Source organism: Enterobacter cloacae complex sp. 2022EL-00788 (assembly GCF_026627565.1).
Lineage (GTDB): Bacteria > Pseudomonadota > Gammaproteobacteria > Enterobacterales > Enterobacteriaceae > Enterobacter > Enterobacter pasteurii.
In genome coordinates this window covers 381,279-399,944 of record NZ_JAPNMC010000004.1, presented here as the reverse complement: position 1 = coordinate 399,944, position 18,666 = coordinate 381,279, and the positions used below count along the sequence as shown (strand labels likewise).

The following is an 18,666-nucleotide window of genomic DNA, read 5'->3' as shown; positions in this document are numbered from 1 at the left end:
GGGTTGTCATGCCAATGGCACTGCCCGGTAGCTAAATGCGGAAGAGATAAGTGCTGAAAGCATCTAAGCACGAAACTTGCCCCGAGATGAGTTCTCCCTGAGACTTTAAGTCTCCTGAAGGAACGTTAAAGACTATGACGTTGATAGGTCGGGTGTGTAAGCGCAGCGATGCGTTGAGCTAACCGATACTAATGAACCGTGAGGCTTAACCTTACAACGCCGAAGATGTTTTGGCGAAGAGACAGATTTTCAGCCTGATACAGATTAACAGAATTTGCCTGGCGGCTTTAGCGCGGTGGTCCCACCTGACCCCATGCCGAACTCAGAAGTGAAACGCCGTAGCGCCGATGGTAGTGTGGGGTCTCCCCATGTGAGAGTAGGGAACTGCCAGGCATCAAATTTAGCGTGCTGATATGGCTCAGTTGGTAGAGCGCACCCTTGGTAAGGGTGAGGTCCCCAGTTCGACTCTGGGTATCAGCACCACTTTATACTTAGGTTAAAGTTCGGCAAGAAGTAAAAGAATTTGTCTGGCGGCTTTAGCGCGGTGGTCCCACCTGACCCCATGCCGAACTCAGAAGTGAAACGCCGTAGCGCCGATGGTAGTGTGGGGTCTCCCCATGTGAGAGTAGGGAACTGCCAGACATCAAACAAGTAGAAAGGCCATCCGAAAGGATGGCCTTTTTGCGTTATAGCTTCCGTTAATCAACCTCTTCTTCCTCTATTTACTCGCAATGTTAATACTGGGCGGGTATATTAAAGCCTTTTAATCAGCCTGTATTGCAGAGATAAAATGCTGCACGTCAGCGCCCGGTGAACTGAATATCCAGGCGTGAGAATAAGGGGAGTGGCTGAAAATAATATAGGCTAAAGAATAGCGTTGATATCAGAAAAGCCCTGACGAAATACAGAAAACGAATACATCAGAAAAAATAAAAGCGCGGACATTGCCGCGCTTTTAAAGGCTGATTTATTTGGTCAAAGCGACAATACCCAGCGTCAGACCTGCTATTGCAGCGGCGCCTCCGGCAATCGCACCTGCTGTTTCCCAGTTATCCTGGGTGGTGCCCTTCATACAGGTATTGGTGTGAACCAGTCGGCCCTGATCGTCGTATACCGGTACACATGGAGAGTCGTGCGCGCATCCAGCAAGTAGCGCAGCGAGAAGTGCAACGGAAATGAATCTTTTCATGATGTTACCTCAAAATAATCGCTTATTCGCTATAAAGCCGATGCGGCAATTAACGAACTGGTTGATATTTTACCACCGCAACAATCCCGTGCAGCACGGGGAATAATCTCAATTTGTGTGAATTGTAAAAATCATGGAGAAAAAAGAAGGATGGACATTATTAATGGAGGAAATGTGGAGAGGCGGTTTTTTTGTTTCCAGAAAACAATGGAATAAAAAAGGCACCCGAGGTGCCTTTATCGTTTATTAATCCCTGTGCTTTGTAAACCGTCTTCGGACTACTACAAAGAAAACAGGAACGAAGAATATAGCCAGCAACGTTGCTGACAACATTCCTCCCATAACGCCCGTCCCGACGGCATTTTGTGCACCGCTACCTGCACCACTACTGATTACCAGCGGCATAACGCCAAGGATAAATGCGAGAGAAGTCATCAGGATAGGCCGCAGACGCATCCGCGAGGCTTCCAGAGTAGCTTCAATAATCCCTTTACCCTCTTTATCCATCAGATCTTTGGCGAACTCCACGATCAAAATGGCGTTCTTGGCGGATAAGCCAATTGTCGTGAGCAGCCCAACCTGGAAGTAAACGTCATTGTTAAGGCCGCGCATGGAAGCCGCCAGAAGCGCACCAATTACCCCCAGGGGCACGACCAGCATAACCGAGAATGGAATTGACCAGCTTTCATAGAGCGCTGCCAGACACAGGAACACCACAATCAGTGAAATGGCGTACAGTGCCGGAGCCTGATTACCGGAGAGACGTTCCTGGTATGACATCCCCGTCCAGTCGTAGCCGATGCCCGCAGGCAATTTCGACGCGAGGCTTTCCATCATTGCCATCGCCTCACCGGTACTTTTACCTGGCGCTGACTCACCGAGGATCTCCATAGATGGCATACCGTTGTAGCGCTCCAGACGCGGTGAACCGTAAATCCAGTGAGAGCTGCTGAAGGCGGAGAACGGCACCATTTCGCCGTTAGCGCTACGCACATACAGGCCGTTAATGTCTCCGGGCAGCATGCGGAAGGGTGCATCAGCCTGAACGTAGACTTTTTTCACACGTCCGTGATCGATAAAGTCGTTTACATAGGTGCCACCCAGCGCGGTTGAAATCGTTTGATTGACGTCAGACACGCTCACCCCCAGCGCCTGTGCCTTCTCCTGGTCGACATCCAGCTTGAACTGTGGCGTATCTTCCAGGCCGTTAGGGCGAACGCGGACCAGTAATTCAGGATGTTCCCTCACCAGGCCAAGCAGCTGGTTACGCGCCTGCGTTAGCTGCGTATGCCCCAGGTTTGCCTGATCGATCAGTTCGAAATCGAAGCCAGTTGCGGTGCCCAGTTCAATAATAGCGGGCAGGTTAAACGGAAATACAAGGCCATCTTTAATCTGGCTGAACGCTTTCGTCGCGCGGCTGACGATGGCTCCAACGCCGTTTTCATGGCCCGGACGTTCTTCCCACGGCTTCAGACTGACAAACGCGATACCGGAGTTCTGGCCCTGACCGCTGAAGCTAAACCCGTTTACGGTAAAGACCGATTCGACGTTCGCTTTCTCTTTCGTCAGATAGTAGTCCTGAACCTGGTCGAGCACCTGCTGGGTACGCATCTGCGTCGCACCTGCCGGTAACTGAACCATCGTCATAAACACCCCCTGATCCTCTTCCGGCAGGAAGGAGGTAGGTAAGCGCAGGAACAGTACCGCCATGCCGCCGACTATGATGACGTACACCAGCAGATAGCGCCCGGTTTTGCGTAATATGCCGCTCACGCTGTTGCTGTAGTGCTCCACGCTCTTATCAAAAAGCGCGTTAAACCAGCCGAAGAAACCACCTTTCTTTTCATGATGCTCGCTGGATATGGGTTTGAGCAGCGTTGCACAAAGGGCAGGGGTTAAAATCAATGCCACCAGTACCGACAAAGCCATTGCGGAGACGATAGTGAGTGAAAACTGGCGATAGATAGCCCCGGTTGAACCACCAAAAAATGCCATCGGTATAAACACCGCCGAAAGCACCATGGCTATGCCCACCAGAGCGCCCTGGATCTGCTCCATCGACTTCTGCGTCGCCTCTTTTGGCGGCAGCCCGTCTTCAACCATGACGCGCTCAACGTTCTCGACCACTACGATGGCATCATCGACCAGCAGGCCTATCGCCAGTACCATCCCGAACATCGTCAGCGTGTTAATGGAGAAGCCGAACGCAGCCAGTACCGCAAAAGTGCCAAGTAACACCACCGGCACGGCAATTGTCGGAATCAGGGTCGCCCGCAGATTTTGCAGGAACAGGTACATCACCAGGAACACGAGAACGATCGCTTCAAACAGCGTCTTCACCACCTCATGAATTGAAATCTTCACGAAGGGGGTAGTGTCGTATGGATAGACAACCTTCAGACCCTGAGGGAAGAAAGGCTTTAATTGCGCCAGTTTGCTCTTGATGGCGGCAGCGGTATCCAGCGCGTTTGCGCCCGTTGCCAGCTTGATCCCCAGTCCCGTTGCGGCCTGACCGTTAATTTTGGTGACCATGTTGTAGTTTTCGCCACCCAGCTCGATGCGGGCCACATCTTTCAGGTGGACCATTGAGCCGTCCTGGTTCACCTTCAGCGTGACCCGGCCAAACTCTTCCGGCGATTTCAGGCGCGTTTGAGCAATAATTGAGGCGTTGAGTTGCTGTCCAGGTACAGACGGCGTTCCCCCCAGCTGGCCCGCAGCAATCTGATCGTTCTGCGTTTTCAGCTGGTTAATGATATCCAGCGGCGTCAGCTGGTATTTATTCATCGCGTTGCTGTCCAGCCAGATGCGCATTGCATACTGCGCACCGAAAAGCTGCACGTCGCCAACCCCGGAAGTACGGCTAATCGCATCTTTTACGTTAGAGGCAACATAGTCGGAGATATCGTCCTGAGTGAGGCTTTTATTATCCGAAACGAAACCAGCCACCAGCAGGAAGCTGCTGCTGGATTTTTCCACGCCGATCCCCTGTTGCTGCACTTCTTGCGGCAGAAGCGGCATGGCGAGCTGAAGCTTGTTCTGAACCTGCACCTGCGCAATATCAGGATCCGTACCCGATTCGAATGTCAGAGTAATGGTGACGTTACCGGCAGAGTCGCTGGTAGATGACATGTACATCAGATTATCGATGCCGTTCATGTTCTGTTCGATAACCTGCGTCACGGTGTCCTGAACCGTCTGGGCATCAGCGCCAGGATAGGTGGCCGTCACGGCAACTGCCGGGGGGGCAATAGTGGGATATTGCGCGACAGGCAGCTGTAAGATGGCCAGCCCGCCCGCAATCATCAGAATGATGGCGAGTACCCAGGCGAAAACAGGCCGTTGAATAAAGAAAGTAGCCATGTCGTTATCCCTTAACTGGCCGGTGTGGCGGCGGTATCAGGAATAGCCACAACGGTGACGCCCGGGCGAACTTTTTGCAGGCCGCTGGTAATGACGCGGTCGCCGTTTTTCAGCCCCTCCGTCACCAGCCAGCGATCGCCAATGGCCTGCGGTGCAACAATAGTGCGAGACTCCACCTGGTTTTTATCGTTTACCACAAGGACGGTTGCATCCCCGCGCGGTGTACGGGTTACGCCCTGCTGCGGAACAAGAATGGCGTTCGGCTGCGTACCTTCATCAATGCGCGCACGGACAAACATACCCGGTAATACCATATGCTGCGGGTTCGGGAAGATGGCGCGAAGGGTAATGGAGCCGGTGCTTTCATCTACCGTGACATCAGAGAACTGTAGCGTTCCTTTCAGGGGATAAGGCTGGCCGTTTTCCATCAGCAACTCGACGCTGCTGGCGTCCCCCTTTTGCAGGTTTGTCTGCTTCAGACGCATAAAATCGCTGCTGGATTGCGTCACATCGACATAAATGGGATCGAGCTGCTGAACCGTTGCCAGCGCCGTTGACTGGCCGTTAGTGACCAGCGCCCCTTCGGTGACGCTGGATTTGCCAATACGTCCGCTGATTGGCGAGGAGACTTTCGTATAGGCAAGGTTGATCCGCGCGCTTTCAACGCCAGCCTTTGCGGCAACGACGCTCGCATCCGCCTGCCGGGCGGTTGCTACCGCCCGATCGTATTCCTGCTTGCTCACGTACTGCGTACCGACCAGCGGGACGTAGCGTTTCACCGTCAGATGGGCAATGTTTGCCGCCGCCTGCGCTTTTACCAGCTCACCTTTTGCGCTGTCATAGGCTGCCTGATAGGTAGCAGGATCGATTTGATAAAGGGATTCACCCGCTTTGACATCGCTGCCTTCGGTAAAATTACGGTGCAGAATGATACCACTAACCTGAGGACGAACCTCCGCAACGCGAAACGCGTCCGTTCTGCCCGGCAATTCCGTGGTTACCGCCAGTGGCGCGCTTTTAACAATATGAACACTGACCTGAGGAGCCTGGCGATGCTGCTGTGGATTTTCTTGTCCATCGCACCCGGCGAGCAGCGCGGCGCAGACAATTAAACCGGATAAGGGTAAGCGGCTGAAATAATTCGTCATTACTGTTCCTTAAACCACCCTTAAGCCGATACTGGCCGTGAATCGGTAAAAGGGCGTGAGGCAAAAAATAAAATGTAGTGGCGTATAATAATGAGGGTAATTAATGTTTTTTAATTTATACGTGCTGAGAAAGGCATCGAAAAGTACACGCGGCATCTGTTTGCGTGTATTCAACGCTATATTTCTGGCAGGATAGCCAACAAAAATATTTTTGCTGGCTACATTTATATGCCTTGTGAATTTAATGCGTTCAATTCATTTGCCAGAATTATAAATTAAAGAGACTGACCTTTTTTGTGCAAACTCGATACGGACGATGGTGAATACTTTAACTTATACGGTCCATTTATTTTGGTTTGATGATGTATTAACCGCATGAGTAATGAGTAGCAGAGTATGGCGCGTAAAAAGAAAGAAGAGGCTCAAAAGACCCGTCAACAGCTGATTGAAGCCGCTATCGGGCTGTTTGCGGCTCGCGGCGTGGCTAACACCACGCTGACGGACATTGCCGATGCTGCGCGCCTGACTCGTGGGGCGGTTTACTGGCATTTTTCCAGTAAATCAGAAATATTTAACGCAATCTGGGAGCAACAGTTACCGCTGCGCGAGGTTATTCGCGACAGGCTGTTACTGTCGGAAGGGGACGATCCGCTGTTAAAACTGCGTGAACAGTTCATCGTTACGCTACAATATATTGCGCGGGAGCCTCGACAGTGCGCTCTTTTACAAATCCTGTATCATAAGTGTGAATTTCATGGCGATATGATTTCAGAATATGAAATACGCAGGCGCATTGGGATAAACGACGATTTTCTTCGTACGAGACTGGAGCAATGCATTGCGGGGAACGCGATCTCCTCAGAGATAAATATCGATCTCACGCTGATTGTTTTTCACGGCTTTTTTACCGGGATAATCAAAAACTGGTTAATGAACAGCAACAGTTTTAACCTGTACAAACAGGCGCCGGCGCTGGTGGATCATATTCTGGCGACGCTGCATATTACGCGGGTGCCGCCAATGCGTTACGATACAGCCTCATGACGACATCCGAGGTGGCGACATGTCGCCGTGCCGGCACTGTTCCTCAATGGCTTGCGCGGTAATCGGTTTACCCAGCAGATAACCCTGAAGCGTATTACACCCCAGCTGTGTCAGAAATTGCTGCTGCGCCTCGGTTTCAACCCCTTCCGCCACAACCTTCAGGTTAAGCGTTTTTGCCAGAGCGACAATCGCCGAGACAATCGTCGCATCTTCACTCTCTCCACTTAACTCTTTGACGAAAGCGCGGTCGATTTTCAGCTCACAGGCGGGGAGACGCTTCAGATAGAGAAGGCTTGAGTAGCCCGTTCCAAAATCATCTATCGACGCTTTGACGCCGGCATCCGTCAGCGCCGTCAGGAGGCGAACGCTTTCGTCCGGATTGCTCATCGCGGTGGTCTCGGTCACTTCCAGAATGAGCATGTCGGGCGGAACCTTATGGCGCGCCAGACAGTCGAGGACCGTTTTCACCAGCGACGGCTGTTCGAACTGCAGCGTTGAAAGATTCACCGCCATTGACCAGTCCGTATGACCCTGAAGATGCCATTCACGCAGCTGGCGGCAGGCCTCGTCGATAACCCAGTTACCCATCGGAATAATCAGCCCGGTTTTTTCCGCCAGCGGCAGAAACAGGTCGGGAGACAGTAAGCCCTGTTTTGGGTGCTGCCAGCGTAACAAGGCTTCAAATCCGAGAACCGGCCCGGCAGGAGCGTGGAATTTTGGCTGATAGAGCAGACGCAGCTCGTTACGGGCAATGGCCTGCCACAGGTCATTCATCAGCTGAAGATGCGTCTGCGCCAGCGTATTCATCGACGGCTGGAAAAAGTGATAGCCGTTGCGGCCCATATGCTTCGTGTGATACATCGCAGCATCGGCGTTAAACATCAGTTCACGATCGGTTTTGCCATCGTGCGGATAAAGCGCGATGCCAATGCTCAGCGTGACCATCAGTTCGTAAGGATCGAGATGGAACGGGCTGTCAATGACGCGCACCAGCGAATTGGCCAGCGAGGCCGCATCGTCTGGGCTGCTGGTTTCGGCCAGCAGAACGAATTCATCCCCGCCAATACGCGCCAGCGTGTACTGACCCTTTAGCTGCAACAGCAGACGCTGCGTCACCGCGACCAGAAGCTTGTCGCCGACGTCATGACCGTAGGCATCGTTAACGGTTTTAAAGCCGTCGAGATCCATAAACATCAGCGCGAAATGGTTTCCCTCGCGATCGGCCTTGCTGATGGCCTGATCGAGCCGATCCTCCAGCAGGACTCGATTGGGCAAGCGCGTCAGCGTGTCATGTAACGCCAGCTGCGCGAGTTCACGGTTAGCTTCTGCCAGTGAAGAGGCCAGCAGCGAAGTACGAGCCTGAAGGCGGGCATCGAACATCGACACCAGTAAAGTGATCCCCAGGATCGCGAGCGCGACCACGCTCACCAGTACCGCCAGCCAGCTGCCGTTAATGCCGTGATGGTGAACCACCGTTGACATCGGAAATTGTGCGGCCTTCATGCCGGCATAATGCATGCCGGCGATGGCGATCCCCATGGCGATTGCCGCCCCCAGCCGCATCAATGCCATTCGCGCGGCTTCATGCCGTAAACGGAACGTCAGCCACAGAGCGGCCAGTGACGCCGCCAGGGCAATAACCACGGATATGGCTACCCATGTTTTATTCCAGATAATATCTGGCGTAACGTTCAGTGCCGCCATGCCGGTGTAGTGCATAGCGACAATACCCGTTCCCATCACGGCTGCGCCGGGAAGCAGCCGGCGTAAACGCAGCTGCTCGCAGCTGACGAGCCACAGGGCGAACATTGACGAGCAGATGGCGATAACCATTGAGAACACGGTCAGGGCGATGCTGTAGCTCATGCTCATGGACAGGTCCATCGCCAGCATGCCGATGAAGTGCATTGCCCACACGCCAATACCCATCGAAACACCGCCACCCGCCAGCCAGACGCGTGCAGCCATTCCCCGGCTTCCGGCGACGCGCGCCGCCATATTCAGGGCGGTATAGGCAGCAAGTATGGCGACCACAAAGGAGATGGCTACAAGAATTTGGTTGTATTGGCTAACCAGCATGGTCTGTTCACTCGCTGAGGGACGTTAAGCATGAGCGGTCGGAAAGGGCACAGACATTATCATCGTCAGGAAATGACGAAAAGTGATTTAAACCCCTGTTTTTATTGGGTGTAAACAGATTTCTAACCCGGTAGAGAAATTATTCCAGCTCTGAGCAGTTCACCAGTTTGAGCGGATTCACGGAGTTCATATTGCGACATTTATCGGTTTCAGTGCTCATCAGCTCAATCCACTGCATGAGCAGCGCATCGAAAATGAAAACAGAGACAGCAAAAACGACCAGCCACCAGTATTTACGAATCATGCGTCATTCCGGGAAAAGAGAGCTTTCAGGTGGTGGAAATATACACGAAAAGCGGGCGTTGAAAAGTGGGGAAAGAGAAGGTTTACAAAGCGTTGACGCTTACGGATCCGGGCGATAAAAAAGGCGCTTCCCCATGCCGAGTAGCGCCTTTTTAAACAAGCATTTAGCTAATCGAAATTAGTTCATGCCGTATTTTTTCAGTTTCTTACGCAGGGTACCACGGTTGATGCCCATCATCAGGGCAGCGCGGGTTTGATTACCACGGGTGTATTGCATCACCATGTCCAACAGTGGCTGTTCAACTTCAGCCAGTACCAGCTCATACAGGTCATTAACATCCTGACCGTTCAGTTGAGCAAAATAGTTCTTCAGTGCCTGTTTAACCGAGTCACGCAGGGGCTTTTGAGTTACCTGATCCTGAGAGTTAACGGTAGAAACGGTCAGTACGTCAGAATTTACGCGTTGTTCGAACATAGTTCTGTCAGCTCTTTATTTCATTACGCAAGATTTTCGAAGTATGCCTCCAACGCCTCCAGCTGTTCGCTGGCATCCTCAATGGCGTTGAATGTGCGCCGAAACTGGTCATCTGGAGCGTGCTCCTGGAGATACCAGGATACGTGTTTACGCGCAATTCGGTACCCTTTTGCCTGACCGTAGTGGTCGTGCAGTTCCCGAACATGCGAACAAAGCAAGCGCTTTACCTCTGCCAGAGGCAGCGGGGCAAGCAGCTCCCCAGTGTCCAGATAATGCTGGATTTCCCGAAAGATCCAGGGTCTTCCCTGAGCGGCACGTCCTATCATCAGAGCATCAGCTCCCGTATAGTCGAGCACAGCTCTGGCTTTAAGCGGGTCAGTAATGTCGCCATTCGCGATAATCGGAATGGAAACTTTCTGCTTAACTGCCCGAATGCTGTCGTATTCAGCTTCTCCATTGAACAAACAGGCGCGAGTGCGTCCATGAATGGTCAGGGCCTGAATGCCACAGTCTTCGGCCAGTTGGGCAATCTCTACACAGTTACGGTGTTCCGGCGACCAACCCGTGCGAATCTTCAACGTAACAGGAACGTCCACTGCGCTGACAACCGCCGTCAGGATTGACTTCACCTGATCGGGGTATTGCAGAAGGGCTGAACCTGCAAGCTTGCGATTCACCTTTTTGGCCGGGCAACCCATATTGATATCAATAATCTGGGCGCCACTTTCCACGTTAATACGCGCGGCATCTGCCATCTCTTCAGGCACGCTTCCGGCAATTTGCACGGTGCGGATACCTGGCTCATCAACGTGCACCATCCGAAGGCGGGACTTATCGCTTTCCCAAACCTGCGGGTTAGACGACATCATCTCGGAAACGGTCAGACCTGCTCCCATCTCGTAACACAGCGTCCTGAACGGCCGGTCGGTAATACCTGCCATTGGGGCTGCAATCAGGCGATTTCTGAGCTGGTGGTGTCCGATGCGCATGAGTTAAGAAATGACCATACTGTGACTGCAAGGCGGCGTATATTACGCATTTTTTGCACGAGATGAAAGGCCAAACTTTGAACAATCCTCTGTTGTAGATCAAGGAATCGCCAGTCAAACTTTTCGGATAGGATTATTCGCTATTTAAATCATTGTGTTATGAATAAATGAACATTTTATAGGCGCTTACAATTTCCCGTAACTTCTCATCATTTCTGAATAAATGAACCTCTTGTCCGGGATAATCTGCTGCTATATGCAGCAGATTATGGTGCTTCTTTGCGATCTACGTCGCATTTCAGCACAGGATATCAGGGCGACAAATCGACCTATTCAACAACCACCCGGCCATGAAGCGGCTGCACCGGTCGGCTGTTTTCATGATGCAGGGTATGGGTGAATTTTTGCAGCTGTTCGGCTGAAACGGTCAGCGGGTGCTTGAGCACCAGCCACGTAACCCCTTCTGAGCAGGGCGGCGTGGTCAGAGAGCCGCTGAAGCGCCAGTAGGTTTTATCCGCAGGGAGTAATTTATTCATATCAAGGTGTGGCTTAATCGTGACGTTCTGGTCAACCTGTCCAGGCATCACGCCCCAGAGCTTATCCAGCTCGGGATTTGCGGCACCCCGATCGAACATAACGGCAACGACCGCCAGTTCGCCGTTGGCATTTTCGTGCACCAGATGCATTTCCATTGCGTATTTTTTTCCGTGCACCGTGTTTTCGGATGGCGCGTGGAAATGAAACTGCTGTAACGTCCAGGTCTGCTTATCAAGCGTGATGCTATCCCGCGTGTCCGCCTTTTCACTTGCCTGGATAGTATGGCCGTTGTTCGTCAGGGTGATTGGGCCGTCGATGTAGCGCGTTTCCAGCGGAGCAATGTGGCCTTTTGTGGTGGTATCGATGTTTATGGGCGACTGGTACATTCCGCTTTTACACGTTCTGTACGCCTCGTCCAGCTCGCCCCAGTGCTCCGGTGCGGCTTCCCCCTGATAGCTCCAGTGTGATGCGTAAGCCGAAGCCGGGATCATGCTCAGCGCCAGCAGCGCTGCCTTGCCTGCAATGTGTTTCATCGTATTCTTCCTGTGAATTTTATTATTCAAACCGATGGATTCCGCCATGATTTGTAGGGGTATTTTATCGGGGAAGAGACGAGGGCGGGAGAAAAATCGTAGGGGAAAGGCGTGGTCAGAGGACCACGCCAGACGCTTATTTTTTACGACCGGTAATGCGGCACCACTCTTCTTTCTCGACCACCGGGTCGAGGGTAAAGCGATCCGCGTAGGCTTCGCAGACGCTTTCTGCCTGGCTGGCAAGGATACCGGAAAGCCCCAGCAGGCCGCCCTCAACCGGCAGTACGCTGATTAACGGCGCCAGCTCGCGTAGCGGGCCAGCCAGGATATTGGCGACCACCACATCGGCTTTCATGGCCTCTGGCTGCGCGTCGGGCAGGTACAGCTCAAGGCGATCGGAAACGCCGTTACGCTCGGCGTTATCGCGGCTGGCCTGAATGGCCTGCGGATCGATGTCGATCCCGATGGCTTTTGCGGCTCCCAGCTTCAGCGCCGCGATAGCGAGGATCCCGGATCCGCAACCGAAGTCGATCACGGTTTTGCCTTCCAGATCCAGACCATCCAGCCATTGCAGGCACAGGGACGTGGTCGGGTGAGTACCGGTTCCGAACGCCAGACCCGGATCCAGCATCACGTTGACTGCGTTTTCATCGGGAACGTCGCGCCAGCTTGGGCAGATCCACAGGCGCTTGCCAAACTGCATCGGATGGAAGTTATCCATCCACTCGCGCTCCCAGTCTTTGTCTTCGAGCTGTTCGATTTTATGCGCGAAGCCTGCGCCCAGCAGCGGATGGTTTTCCAGTATTGCCACCACCTCTTTCATGTCGGTTTCTGCATCAAACAGGCCGATAACGTCGGTATCGCCCCACAGGCGTGTTTCGCCCGGCAGCGGCTCAAAGACCGGCGTGTCATGCGTGTCCTGGAAGGTGATAGAGACCGAACCGGCCTCCATCAGCGCATCACTCAGTTCTTCGGCGTTGGCGCCGGTTGTGTTCAGTTTTAATTGGATCCACGGCATGGCAAAACTCTTTATTTATCAGTAGAAATCAGGACAGTTTGCGGAAGCGGGCGACCGAAACGGTTTCCCACCACAAACGCCAGTAAACTTAACAGTAACGAAGGCACAATGGGATGGAAGCCCAGGTACTGCACGTTAAGCGTGGCGAGAACGGCATACAGAACGCCCCCGACGATCATGCCGCTCAACGCGCCCGCGGCATTCGCTCGCTCCCAGTACAGGCCCAGCACCAGCGGCCACAGGAATACGGCTTCCAGCCCGCCAAAGGCGAGCAGGTTCAGCCAGATGATCATCTCCGGTGGACGCCACGCGGCGAGCAGCAGCAGCGCCCCGAGCGCCAGCGTAATGACGGCCGACATCCGCTTCAGACGTCGCTCATTCTCGACCTGCTCAGGGCGCAGGTTAAGATAGAGATCTTTAATGATCGTAGCGGAACTTTGCAGCAGCTGAGCGTTGATTGTCGACATAATAGCGGCCATCGGCGCGGCCAGGAAAATCCCGGCGGCAAACGGCGGAAGCACTTTCACCATCAGCGTCGGAATGACCAGATCCGGTACGGTAAGGTCAGGGATCACCGCTCGCCCCAGCGCGCCCGCCAGGTGCATGCCAAACATCAGGATCGCCACCACAATCGTTCCGATAATAATCCCCCGGTGCACGGCTTTGCTGTCTTTATAAGAGATGCAGCGCACGGCGGTGTGCGGCAGGCCAATAACCCCAAAGCACACCAGCACCCAGAACGAGGTCATAAAGGTTGGGGAGAGGATATCATCCGCCCCCTGCGGCGAGATCAGTTTCGGGTCGATCGCTTCCAGGGTTTCAACCGCATGGCTCAGGCCACCTGCGGCATGAACGATGCCCACCAGCAGAACGATGGTGCCAATGAGCATGACCATTCCCTGCATGGTGTCGTTCAGCACGCTGGCGCGGAACCCGCCAAACGCGGTATACAGCGCGATGCTGACGCCGAAGATAATCAGACCCGTCTCGTAGGGGATCCCGGCCGCCGTCTCCAGCAGACGCGCGCCGCCGATAAACTGCACCGTCATTGCCCCAATAAAAGCCACCAGCAGGCTCAGGCTTGCCAGCCATACCAGCAAGCGGCTCTGATAGCGGGCAAACAGCATATCGTTCAGCGTCACGGCATTGTAGCGGCGCGCCAGAATGGCAAACTTTTTACCCAGTATGCCAAGAGAGAGCCAGATGGCGGGAAGCTGGATCATTGCCAGCAGTACCCAGCCCAGACCGTACTTATAGGCGGCTCCGGGGCCACCGATAAACGAGCTGGCGCTGATGTAGGTGGCGGTCAGCGTCATGGCCAGCACCACGCCACCCATCGAGCGGCTGCCGAGAAAATACTCGTTCAGGAAGGTGCCGGTCGAGCGTTTACGCATCGCATAAACCGACAGGCCAAACACCAGGAACAGGTAAGCGATAAGGGGCAGAATGACTTCAAGCTGCATCATCGTCCTCCAGTGAAATATCGCGATAGATGAATTTCACCATCGCCCAGCACAGCACGATAAACACCAGCGGCAGCAGCAGGCAGGCCATTTCGAACCAGTGCGGGAGGCCGGTAATGCCGATAGCGGAATCAGGTAAGTAAGCAGTTACTAACCATGCAGCAAGATAGAGAAGGGTCAGCCACAGCGCCCAGCGCGCTTCTTTATGGGCCTGAACAAAACGTTTGTCCATTTTTTGTCCCTTGTGGATGAAGAAAGCGGGGATTGTACATGATGGGGCCTGGCGATCCCCAGAAATAAAAAAGGCCGGATTATCCGGCCTTTTAGCAACACAGGTCTCTTACTTCTCGTTCAGACCCAGTTTTTTCTCCAGGTAGTGGATGTTAGTCCCACCATTCTGGAAGTGCTCGTCGCTCATAATGCGCATCTGAAGATCGACGTTGGTTTTAATACCGTCGATGATCAGCTCCTGCAGGGCGTTTTTCATGCGGGCAATTGCCACGTCACGGTTTTCGCCGTAGCAGATAAGCTTACCGATCATTGAGTCATAGTACGGCGGTACGGTGTAACCGGCGTAGATATGGGACTCCCAGCGCACGCCAAAGCCACCCGGCGCGTGGAAACGCGTGATTTTACCCGGGCTTGGCAGGAAGGTATTCGGATCTTCGGCGTTGATACGGCATTCAACCGCATGGCCTTTCACCACAACTTCTTCCTGTTTGATGGACAGAGGCTGGCCGGCTGCGATACGCAGCTGTTCTTTGATCAGGTCAACGCCGGTGATCATTTCGGTAACCGGGTGTTCAACCTGAATACGGGTGTTCATCTCAATGAAGTAGAACTCACCGTTTTCGAACAGGAACTCAAAGGTACCCGCCCCGCGATAGCCGATATCAACACACGCTTTGGCGCAACGCTCGCCGATGTAGCGACGCAGTTCCGGGGTAATGCCCGGCGCTGGCGCTTCTTCGACGACTTTCTGGTGACGGCGCTGCATGGAGCAGTCACGTTCTGCCAGATAGATCGCGTTACCCTGACCGTCAGCCAGCACCTGAATTTCGATGTGGCGTGGGTTTTCCAGGTATTTTTCCATGTACACCATGTCATTGCTGAAAGCCGCTTTCGCTTCCGCTTTGGTCATGGAGATGGACTGCGCCAGTTCAGCATCGCTGCGCACTACGCGCATACCGCGACCGCCGCCGCCGCCGGACGCTTTGATGATCACCGGATAGCCAATGCGTTTAGCATGGGCACGGTTAGCATCCATATCGTCGGTCAGAGGGCCGTCAGAACCTGGTACGGTTGGAACACCGGCTTTTTTCATTGCGGTGATTGCAGACACTTTGTCACCCATCAGGCGAATAGTGTCGGCTTTCGGGCCGATGAAGATAAAGCCAGAACGTTCAACCTGCTCGGCAAAGTTGGCGTTCTCTGAGAGGAAACCATAACCCGGGTGAATCGCGACCGCGCCAGTAATTTCGGCGGCGCTGATGATCGCCGGGATGTTCAGATAGCTTTTTACGGACGGAGCCGGGCCAATACAGACCGTCTCATCCGCCAGCAATACGTGTTTTAAATCGCGATCCGCGCTTGAGTGCACGGCCACGGTCTTGATGCCCAGTTCTTTACAGGCACGAAGAATACGCAGTGCAATCTCGCCACGGTTGGCGATAACAATTTTATCCAGCATGTTCGCCTCGTTACTCGATGACGACCAGCGGCTCGTCAAATTCTACCGGCTGACCACTTTCGACCAGGATCGCTTTCACAGTACCTGATTTGTCTGCTTCGATCTGGTTCATCATTTTCATGGCTTCAACGATGCACAGGGTATCGCCTACGTTGACTTTCTGACCCACTTCGATGAACGCTTTCGCGTCCGGGCTCGGGGTGCGGTAGAAAGTACCAACCATTGGGGAACGTACGATGTGACCACTGATTTCTGCTGCAGCCGCAGGTGCCGCTTCTGCTGCTGGTGCGACGGCTGCGGAGAGCGCAGGCTGTTGCACTGGCGCAGCATAGGCTTGCTGCATTACCGGGAAGCTAGCGGCTGGGGCTGCACGACTGATGCGTACAGACTCTTCGCCTTCAGAAATTTCCAGTTCGGAGATGCCTGATTCTTCAACCAGCTCGATCAGTTTTTTAATCTTACGAATATCCATGAGTGGGTTCCGTACTCTTGTTTAGTGTGATTGTGACAAGCGTTTTACCGCTGTCTGTAAAGCGTATGAATAGCCGTCTGCACCCAGCCCACAGATAACGCCAGCGGCGATATCCGACAGGTAAGAATGGTGGCGGAACGGCTCTCGGGCGTGCACGTTACTCAGGTGGATCTCGATAAACGGGATACTCACCGCGAGCAGTGCGTCGCGAATAGCTACACTGGTGTGCGTAAACGCGGCCGGATTGATCAGGATATAGTCCACAGAGTCTTTAGCCTGATGAATACGGTCGATGATTGCGTACTCCGCATTTGACTGAAAATGGTCCAAATCCACATTCAGCGATCCTGCTTCCGTATCCAGACGGTTAACAATTTCGCCTAATGTTAGCGTGCCATACTTCTCTGGCTCACGGGTGCCGAGCATGTTCAGGTTCGGTCCGTTTAAAACTAAGATTCGGAATTTCTCCGCCATTGTGTCGCTATCTCCTGCGATTCTCGGGTAAAAACCAAAATATACCTTCGAAACGCGAAAGTCACCTGATGACTTTCCTAAAATTCATTCAGGAAAACCAAAGTCGCACATTATAACGATTTCGTAGCATTTGGCAGCTAAATACTGGTCTTATCAGGGAAGATTATCAACCGCTATCCGAAAAAGATTTGCGGTTGATAAATAATCTGCGGGAAAACGCACAGTTTCGCGAACTATCGCAGCCACTGGCGGAACTTCTTGTAACGCCACGCTAAAAGGGCCAGGGACAGCAGGGCGTAGATGATCGGTTGAGGTGATAAAATCTTCACCGACCACAGGTAATGAATGGGGGCGAGGATCGCGACAAGATAGACGAAATTATGCAAAAGCTGCCAGCGCCTGCCCAGCTTTCGCTGCGCATATTGCGTTGAGGTCAGCGCCAGCGCCAGTAAAACCAGCCAGCTGACAACGCCCAGCGTCAGATACGGACGCGTAATCAGCTCGCTGCCTAACAGTGCCAGATTATTAATGCCCAGTTCCAGCAGCGCATAGCTGGTAAGGTGCAGCGTCGCCCAGGCAAAACACCATAGCCCCAGTAACCGGCGAGTGCGTATCAATAATGGCTGTTTAGCGTAACGCGCCAGCGGCGAGACGAGCAAGGATGCCAGTAAAAATTTCAGAGCCATCCGACCCGTAAAATGCTGGATATCTTTTGCCGGATCGGCACTGAACTGCCCCTGACTGGCTGCCCAAAAGAGCCAGAGAAAGGGCAGCAACCCCGCCAGGTGCAGGAGCACTTTCAGCCAGGTTATCTGTTTTGCAGTCAAACGCACCTAGAAGTTCTCCCGTAAATTCAGCCCACGGTAAAGCGACGCGACGTCATCCGCATAGCCGTTAAACAGCAGGGTTGGCTGGCGCTTAACGTCCAGCGCGCCGCCGGAACCGATAAAACGCTCCGTCGCCTGCGACCAGCGCGGGTGGTCAACGTGCGGGTTAACGTTGGCAAAAAAACCGTACTCGTTGGGCGCCGCCAGGTTCCACGTGGTTGGCGGGCGTTCGCGGGTGAGCTTGATGCTGACGATCGACTTAATGCCTTTGAAACCGTATTTCCACGGTACGGTTAAGCGAATGGGGGCCCCGTTTTGCGGGGGCAGGGCTTTACCGTAAACCCCTACGGTTAACAGCGTTAGCGGATGCATGGCTTCGTCGAGACGTAACCCTTCCACATAGGGATACTCCAGCCCGCCGCCGATAAACCGATCTTTCTGGCCCGGCATCTCGTCCGGGGCGTAGCGCGTCTGGAAGGAGACATATTTCGCATTGCTGGTGGGCTCAACCAGCGCCAGCAGTTTATGCAAAGGGAAGCCGACCCAGGGCACCACCATTGACCAGGCCTCCACGCAGCGCATACGGTAAATACGTTCCTCAAGGGGAAAGCGGGTGGTGAGGTCGTGATGATCGAGGGTCATCGGCTTTGCCACCTCGCCGTCAATTTTGAGGGTCCACGGATCGGTTTTCATGCTGCCCGCGTTGGCGGCCGGATCGGCCTTATCGAGGCCAAATTCATAAAAGTTGTTATAGCCGGTGACCTTATCTTCCGGCGTCAGCGTCAGCTTATTTTGCCACCGGGCGGGTTTGGTGAAGTCGAGCGGTGCGCCGGAGGGCGCTTTCGGACGATCGTTGCCCTTAAACCATTCGAGCAGGTCGGCGTGGGCCGCAGGCGTAAGCGTCAGGGCGGTAGCGCTGATGCCAAGCATTTTCAGGATCTGGCGGCGCTGTAGCATAAAGACAGATTCAGACGTTACGTCGGCTTCCGTCAGTTTTCGGGTTTTCATGGCATCCTCCGTCAGGCTTTTTTCTAAGCATGACGGAGGAGGCGGTTTAGCGCGAAT

17 protein-coding genes, 1 tRNA gene and 3 rRNA genes are annotated in these 18,666 nt (G+C 53.6%); 5 read left to right on the top strand and 16 right to left on the bottom strand.

The window, feature by feature from the left end:
• From OWK27_RS08880 to rrf (OWK27_RS08865), 4 genes are all read left to right on the top strand, one after another.
• Positions 1–213, top strand: a 23S ribosomal RNA gene (locus OWK27_RS08880); the annotation flags it as partial.
• 64 nt (positions 214–277) lie between these two features.
• Positions 278–393: ribosomal RNA gene (rrf, locus tag OWK27_RS08875) — 5S ribosomal RNA — on the top strand.
• Positions 394–407: 14 nt separating this feature from the next.
• A tRNA-Thr gene (locus OWK27_RS08870) sits at positions 408–483 on the top strand.
• Positions 484–526: 43 nt separating this feature from the next.
• Positions 527–642: ribosomal RNA gene (rrf, locus tag OWK27_RS08865) — 5S ribosomal RNA — on the top strand.
• Positions 643–967: 325 nt separating this feature from the next.
• On the opposite strand, the gene OWK27_RS08860 is transcribed toward rrf (OWK27_RS08865), so the two are convergent.
• The 3 genes from OWK27_RS08860 to OWK27_RS08850 all read right to left on the bottom strand — a co-directional run bounded on the left by OWK27_RS08860 (position 968) and on the right by OWK27_RS08850 (position 5,697).
• Positions 968–1,189, bottom strand: coding sequence for a lipoprotein (locus tag OWK27_RS08860; protein WP_006178893.1), 222 nt, complete (start codon positions 1,187–1,189; stop codon positions 968–970).
• A gap of 246 nt (positions 1,190–1,435) precedes the next feature.
• A complete protein-coding gene (locus OWK27_RS08855; protein WP_267590243.1) occupies positions 1,436–4,549 on the bottom strand; it encodes an efflux RND transporter permease subunit in 3,114 nt (1,037 codons plus the stop codon).
• Positions 4,550–4,560: 11 nt separating this feature from the next.
• A complete protein-coding gene (locus OWK27_RS08850; RefSeq protein ID WP_267590242.1) occupies positions 4,561–5,697 on the bottom strand; it encodes an efflux RND transporter periplasmic adaptor subunit in 1,137 nt (378 codons plus the stop codon).
• Between the two features lie 396 nt (positions 5,698–6,093).
• Here OWK27_RS08850 and envR point away from each other — a divergent pair, with 396 nt between their 5' ends.
• Positions 6,094–6,741, top strand: coding sequence for an acrEF/envCD operon transcriptional regulator (envR, locus tag OWK27_RS08845; protein WP_267590241.1), 648 nt, complete (start codon positions 6,094–6,096; stop codon positions 6,739–6,741).
• Here envR and OWK27_RS08840 read toward each other — a convergent pair.
• The 13 genes from OWK27_RS08840 to msrP form a co-directional block, all read right to left on the bottom strand.
• The gene (locus tag OWK27_RS08840; protein WP_267590240.1) at positions 6,736–8,820 is read right to left on the bottom strand and encodes a putative bifunctional diguanylate cyclase/phosphodiesterase; all 2,085 of its coding nucleotides are present in this window, start codon (positions 8,818–8,820) and stop codon (positions 6,736–6,738) included. The genes envR and OWK27_RS08840 overlap by 6 nt on opposite strands.
• Before the next feature lie 139 nt (positions 8,821–8,959).
• The gene (locus OWK27_RS08835) at positions 8,960–9,124 is read right to left on the bottom strand and encodes a DUF2556 family protein (protein ID WP_176609355.1); all 165 of its coding nucleotides are present in this window, start codon (positions 9,122–9,124) and stop codon (positions 8,960–8,962) included.
• 177 nt (positions 9,125–9,301) lie between these two features.
• Positions 9,302–9,598: a DNA-binding transcriptional regulator Fis gene (fis, locus tag OWK27_RS08830; RefSeq protein ID WP_000462905.1), complete on the bottom strand. Its 297-nt coding sequence runs from the start codon at positions 9,596–9,598 to the stop codon at positions 9,302–9,304.
• A gap of 23 nt (positions 9,599–9,621) precedes the next feature.
• Positions 9,622–10,587: a tRNA dihydrouridine synthase DusB gene (gene dusB, locus OWK27_RS08825; protein WP_148422314.1), complete on the bottom strand. Its 966-nt coding sequence runs from the start codon at positions 10,585–10,587 to the stop codon at positions 9,622–9,624.
• Between the two features lie 329 nt (positions 10,588–10,916).
• The gene (locus tag OWK27_RS08820) at positions 10,917–11,657 is read right to left on the bottom strand and encodes a carbonic anhydrase (protein WP_267590239.1); all 741 of its coding nucleotides are present in this window, start codon (positions 11,655–11,657) and stop codon (positions 10,917–10,919) included.
• Positions 11,658–11,793: 136 nt separating this feature from the next.
• Positions 11,794–12,675, bottom strand: a complete 882-nt coding sequence (gene prmA / locus OWK27_RS08815; RefSeq protein WP_148422318.1) for a 50S ribosomal protein L11 methyltransferase — start codon at positions 12,673–12,675, stop codon at positions 11,794–11,796.
• An 11-nt stretch (positions 12,676–12,686) separates the two neighbouring features.
• On the bottom strand, positions 12,687–14,138 hold the full coding sequence (panF, locus tag OWK27_RS08810; RefSeq protein WP_148422350.1) for a sodium/pantothenate symporter: 1,452 nt from the start codon (positions 14,136–14,138) through the stop codon (positions 12,687–12,689).
• Positions 14,128–14,370 (bottom strand): YhdT family protein, encoded by a 243-nt coding sequence (locus OWK27_RS08805; protein WP_022649569.1) that lies wholly within the window; start codon positions 14,368–14,370, stop codon positions 14,128–14,130. The genes panF and OWK27_RS08805 overlap by 11 nt, the downstream gene beginning before the upstream one ends.
• A gap of 108 nt (positions 14,371–14,478) precedes the next feature.
• A complete protein-coding gene (accC, locus tag OWK27_RS08800; RefSeq protein WP_003860388.1) occupies positions 14,479–15,828 on the bottom strand; it encodes an acetyl-CoA carboxylase biotin carboxylase subunit in 1,350 nt (449 codons plus the stop codon).
• A gap of 10 nt (positions 15,829–15,838) precedes the next feature.
• Positions 15,839–16,300 (bottom strand): acetyl-CoA carboxylase biotin carboxyl carrier protein, encoded by a 462-nt coding sequence (gene accB, locus OWK27_RS08795; RefSeq protein ID WP_010436174.1) that lies wholly within the window; start codon positions 16,298–16,300, stop codon positions 15,839–15,841.
• A gap of 21 nt (positions 16,301–16,321) precedes the next feature.
• Positions 16,322–16,774, bottom strand: a complete 453-nt coding sequence (aroQ, locus tag OWK27_RS08790; protein WP_267590238.1) for a type II 3-dehydroquinate dehydratase — start codon at positions 16,772–16,774, stop codon at positions 16,322–16,324.
• A gap of 233 nt (positions 16,775–17,007) precedes the next feature.
• Positions 17,008–17,607: a protein-methionine-sulfoxide reductase heme-binding subunit MsrQ gene (gene msrQ, locus OWK27_RS08785; protein WP_267590237.1), complete on the bottom strand. Its 600-nt coding sequence runs from the start codon at positions 17,605–17,607 to the stop codon at positions 17,008–17,010.
• Positions 17,608–18,609 carry a protein-methionine-sulfoxide reductase catalytic subunit MsrP gene (gene msrP / locus OWK27_RS08780; protein ID WP_267590236.1) on the bottom strand — a complete coding sequence of 334 codons (1,002 nt, stop codon included), beginning with the start codon at positions 18,607–18,609 and terminating at the stop codon, positions 17,608–17,610.
• Positions 18,610–18,666: the final 57 nt, after the last annotated feature.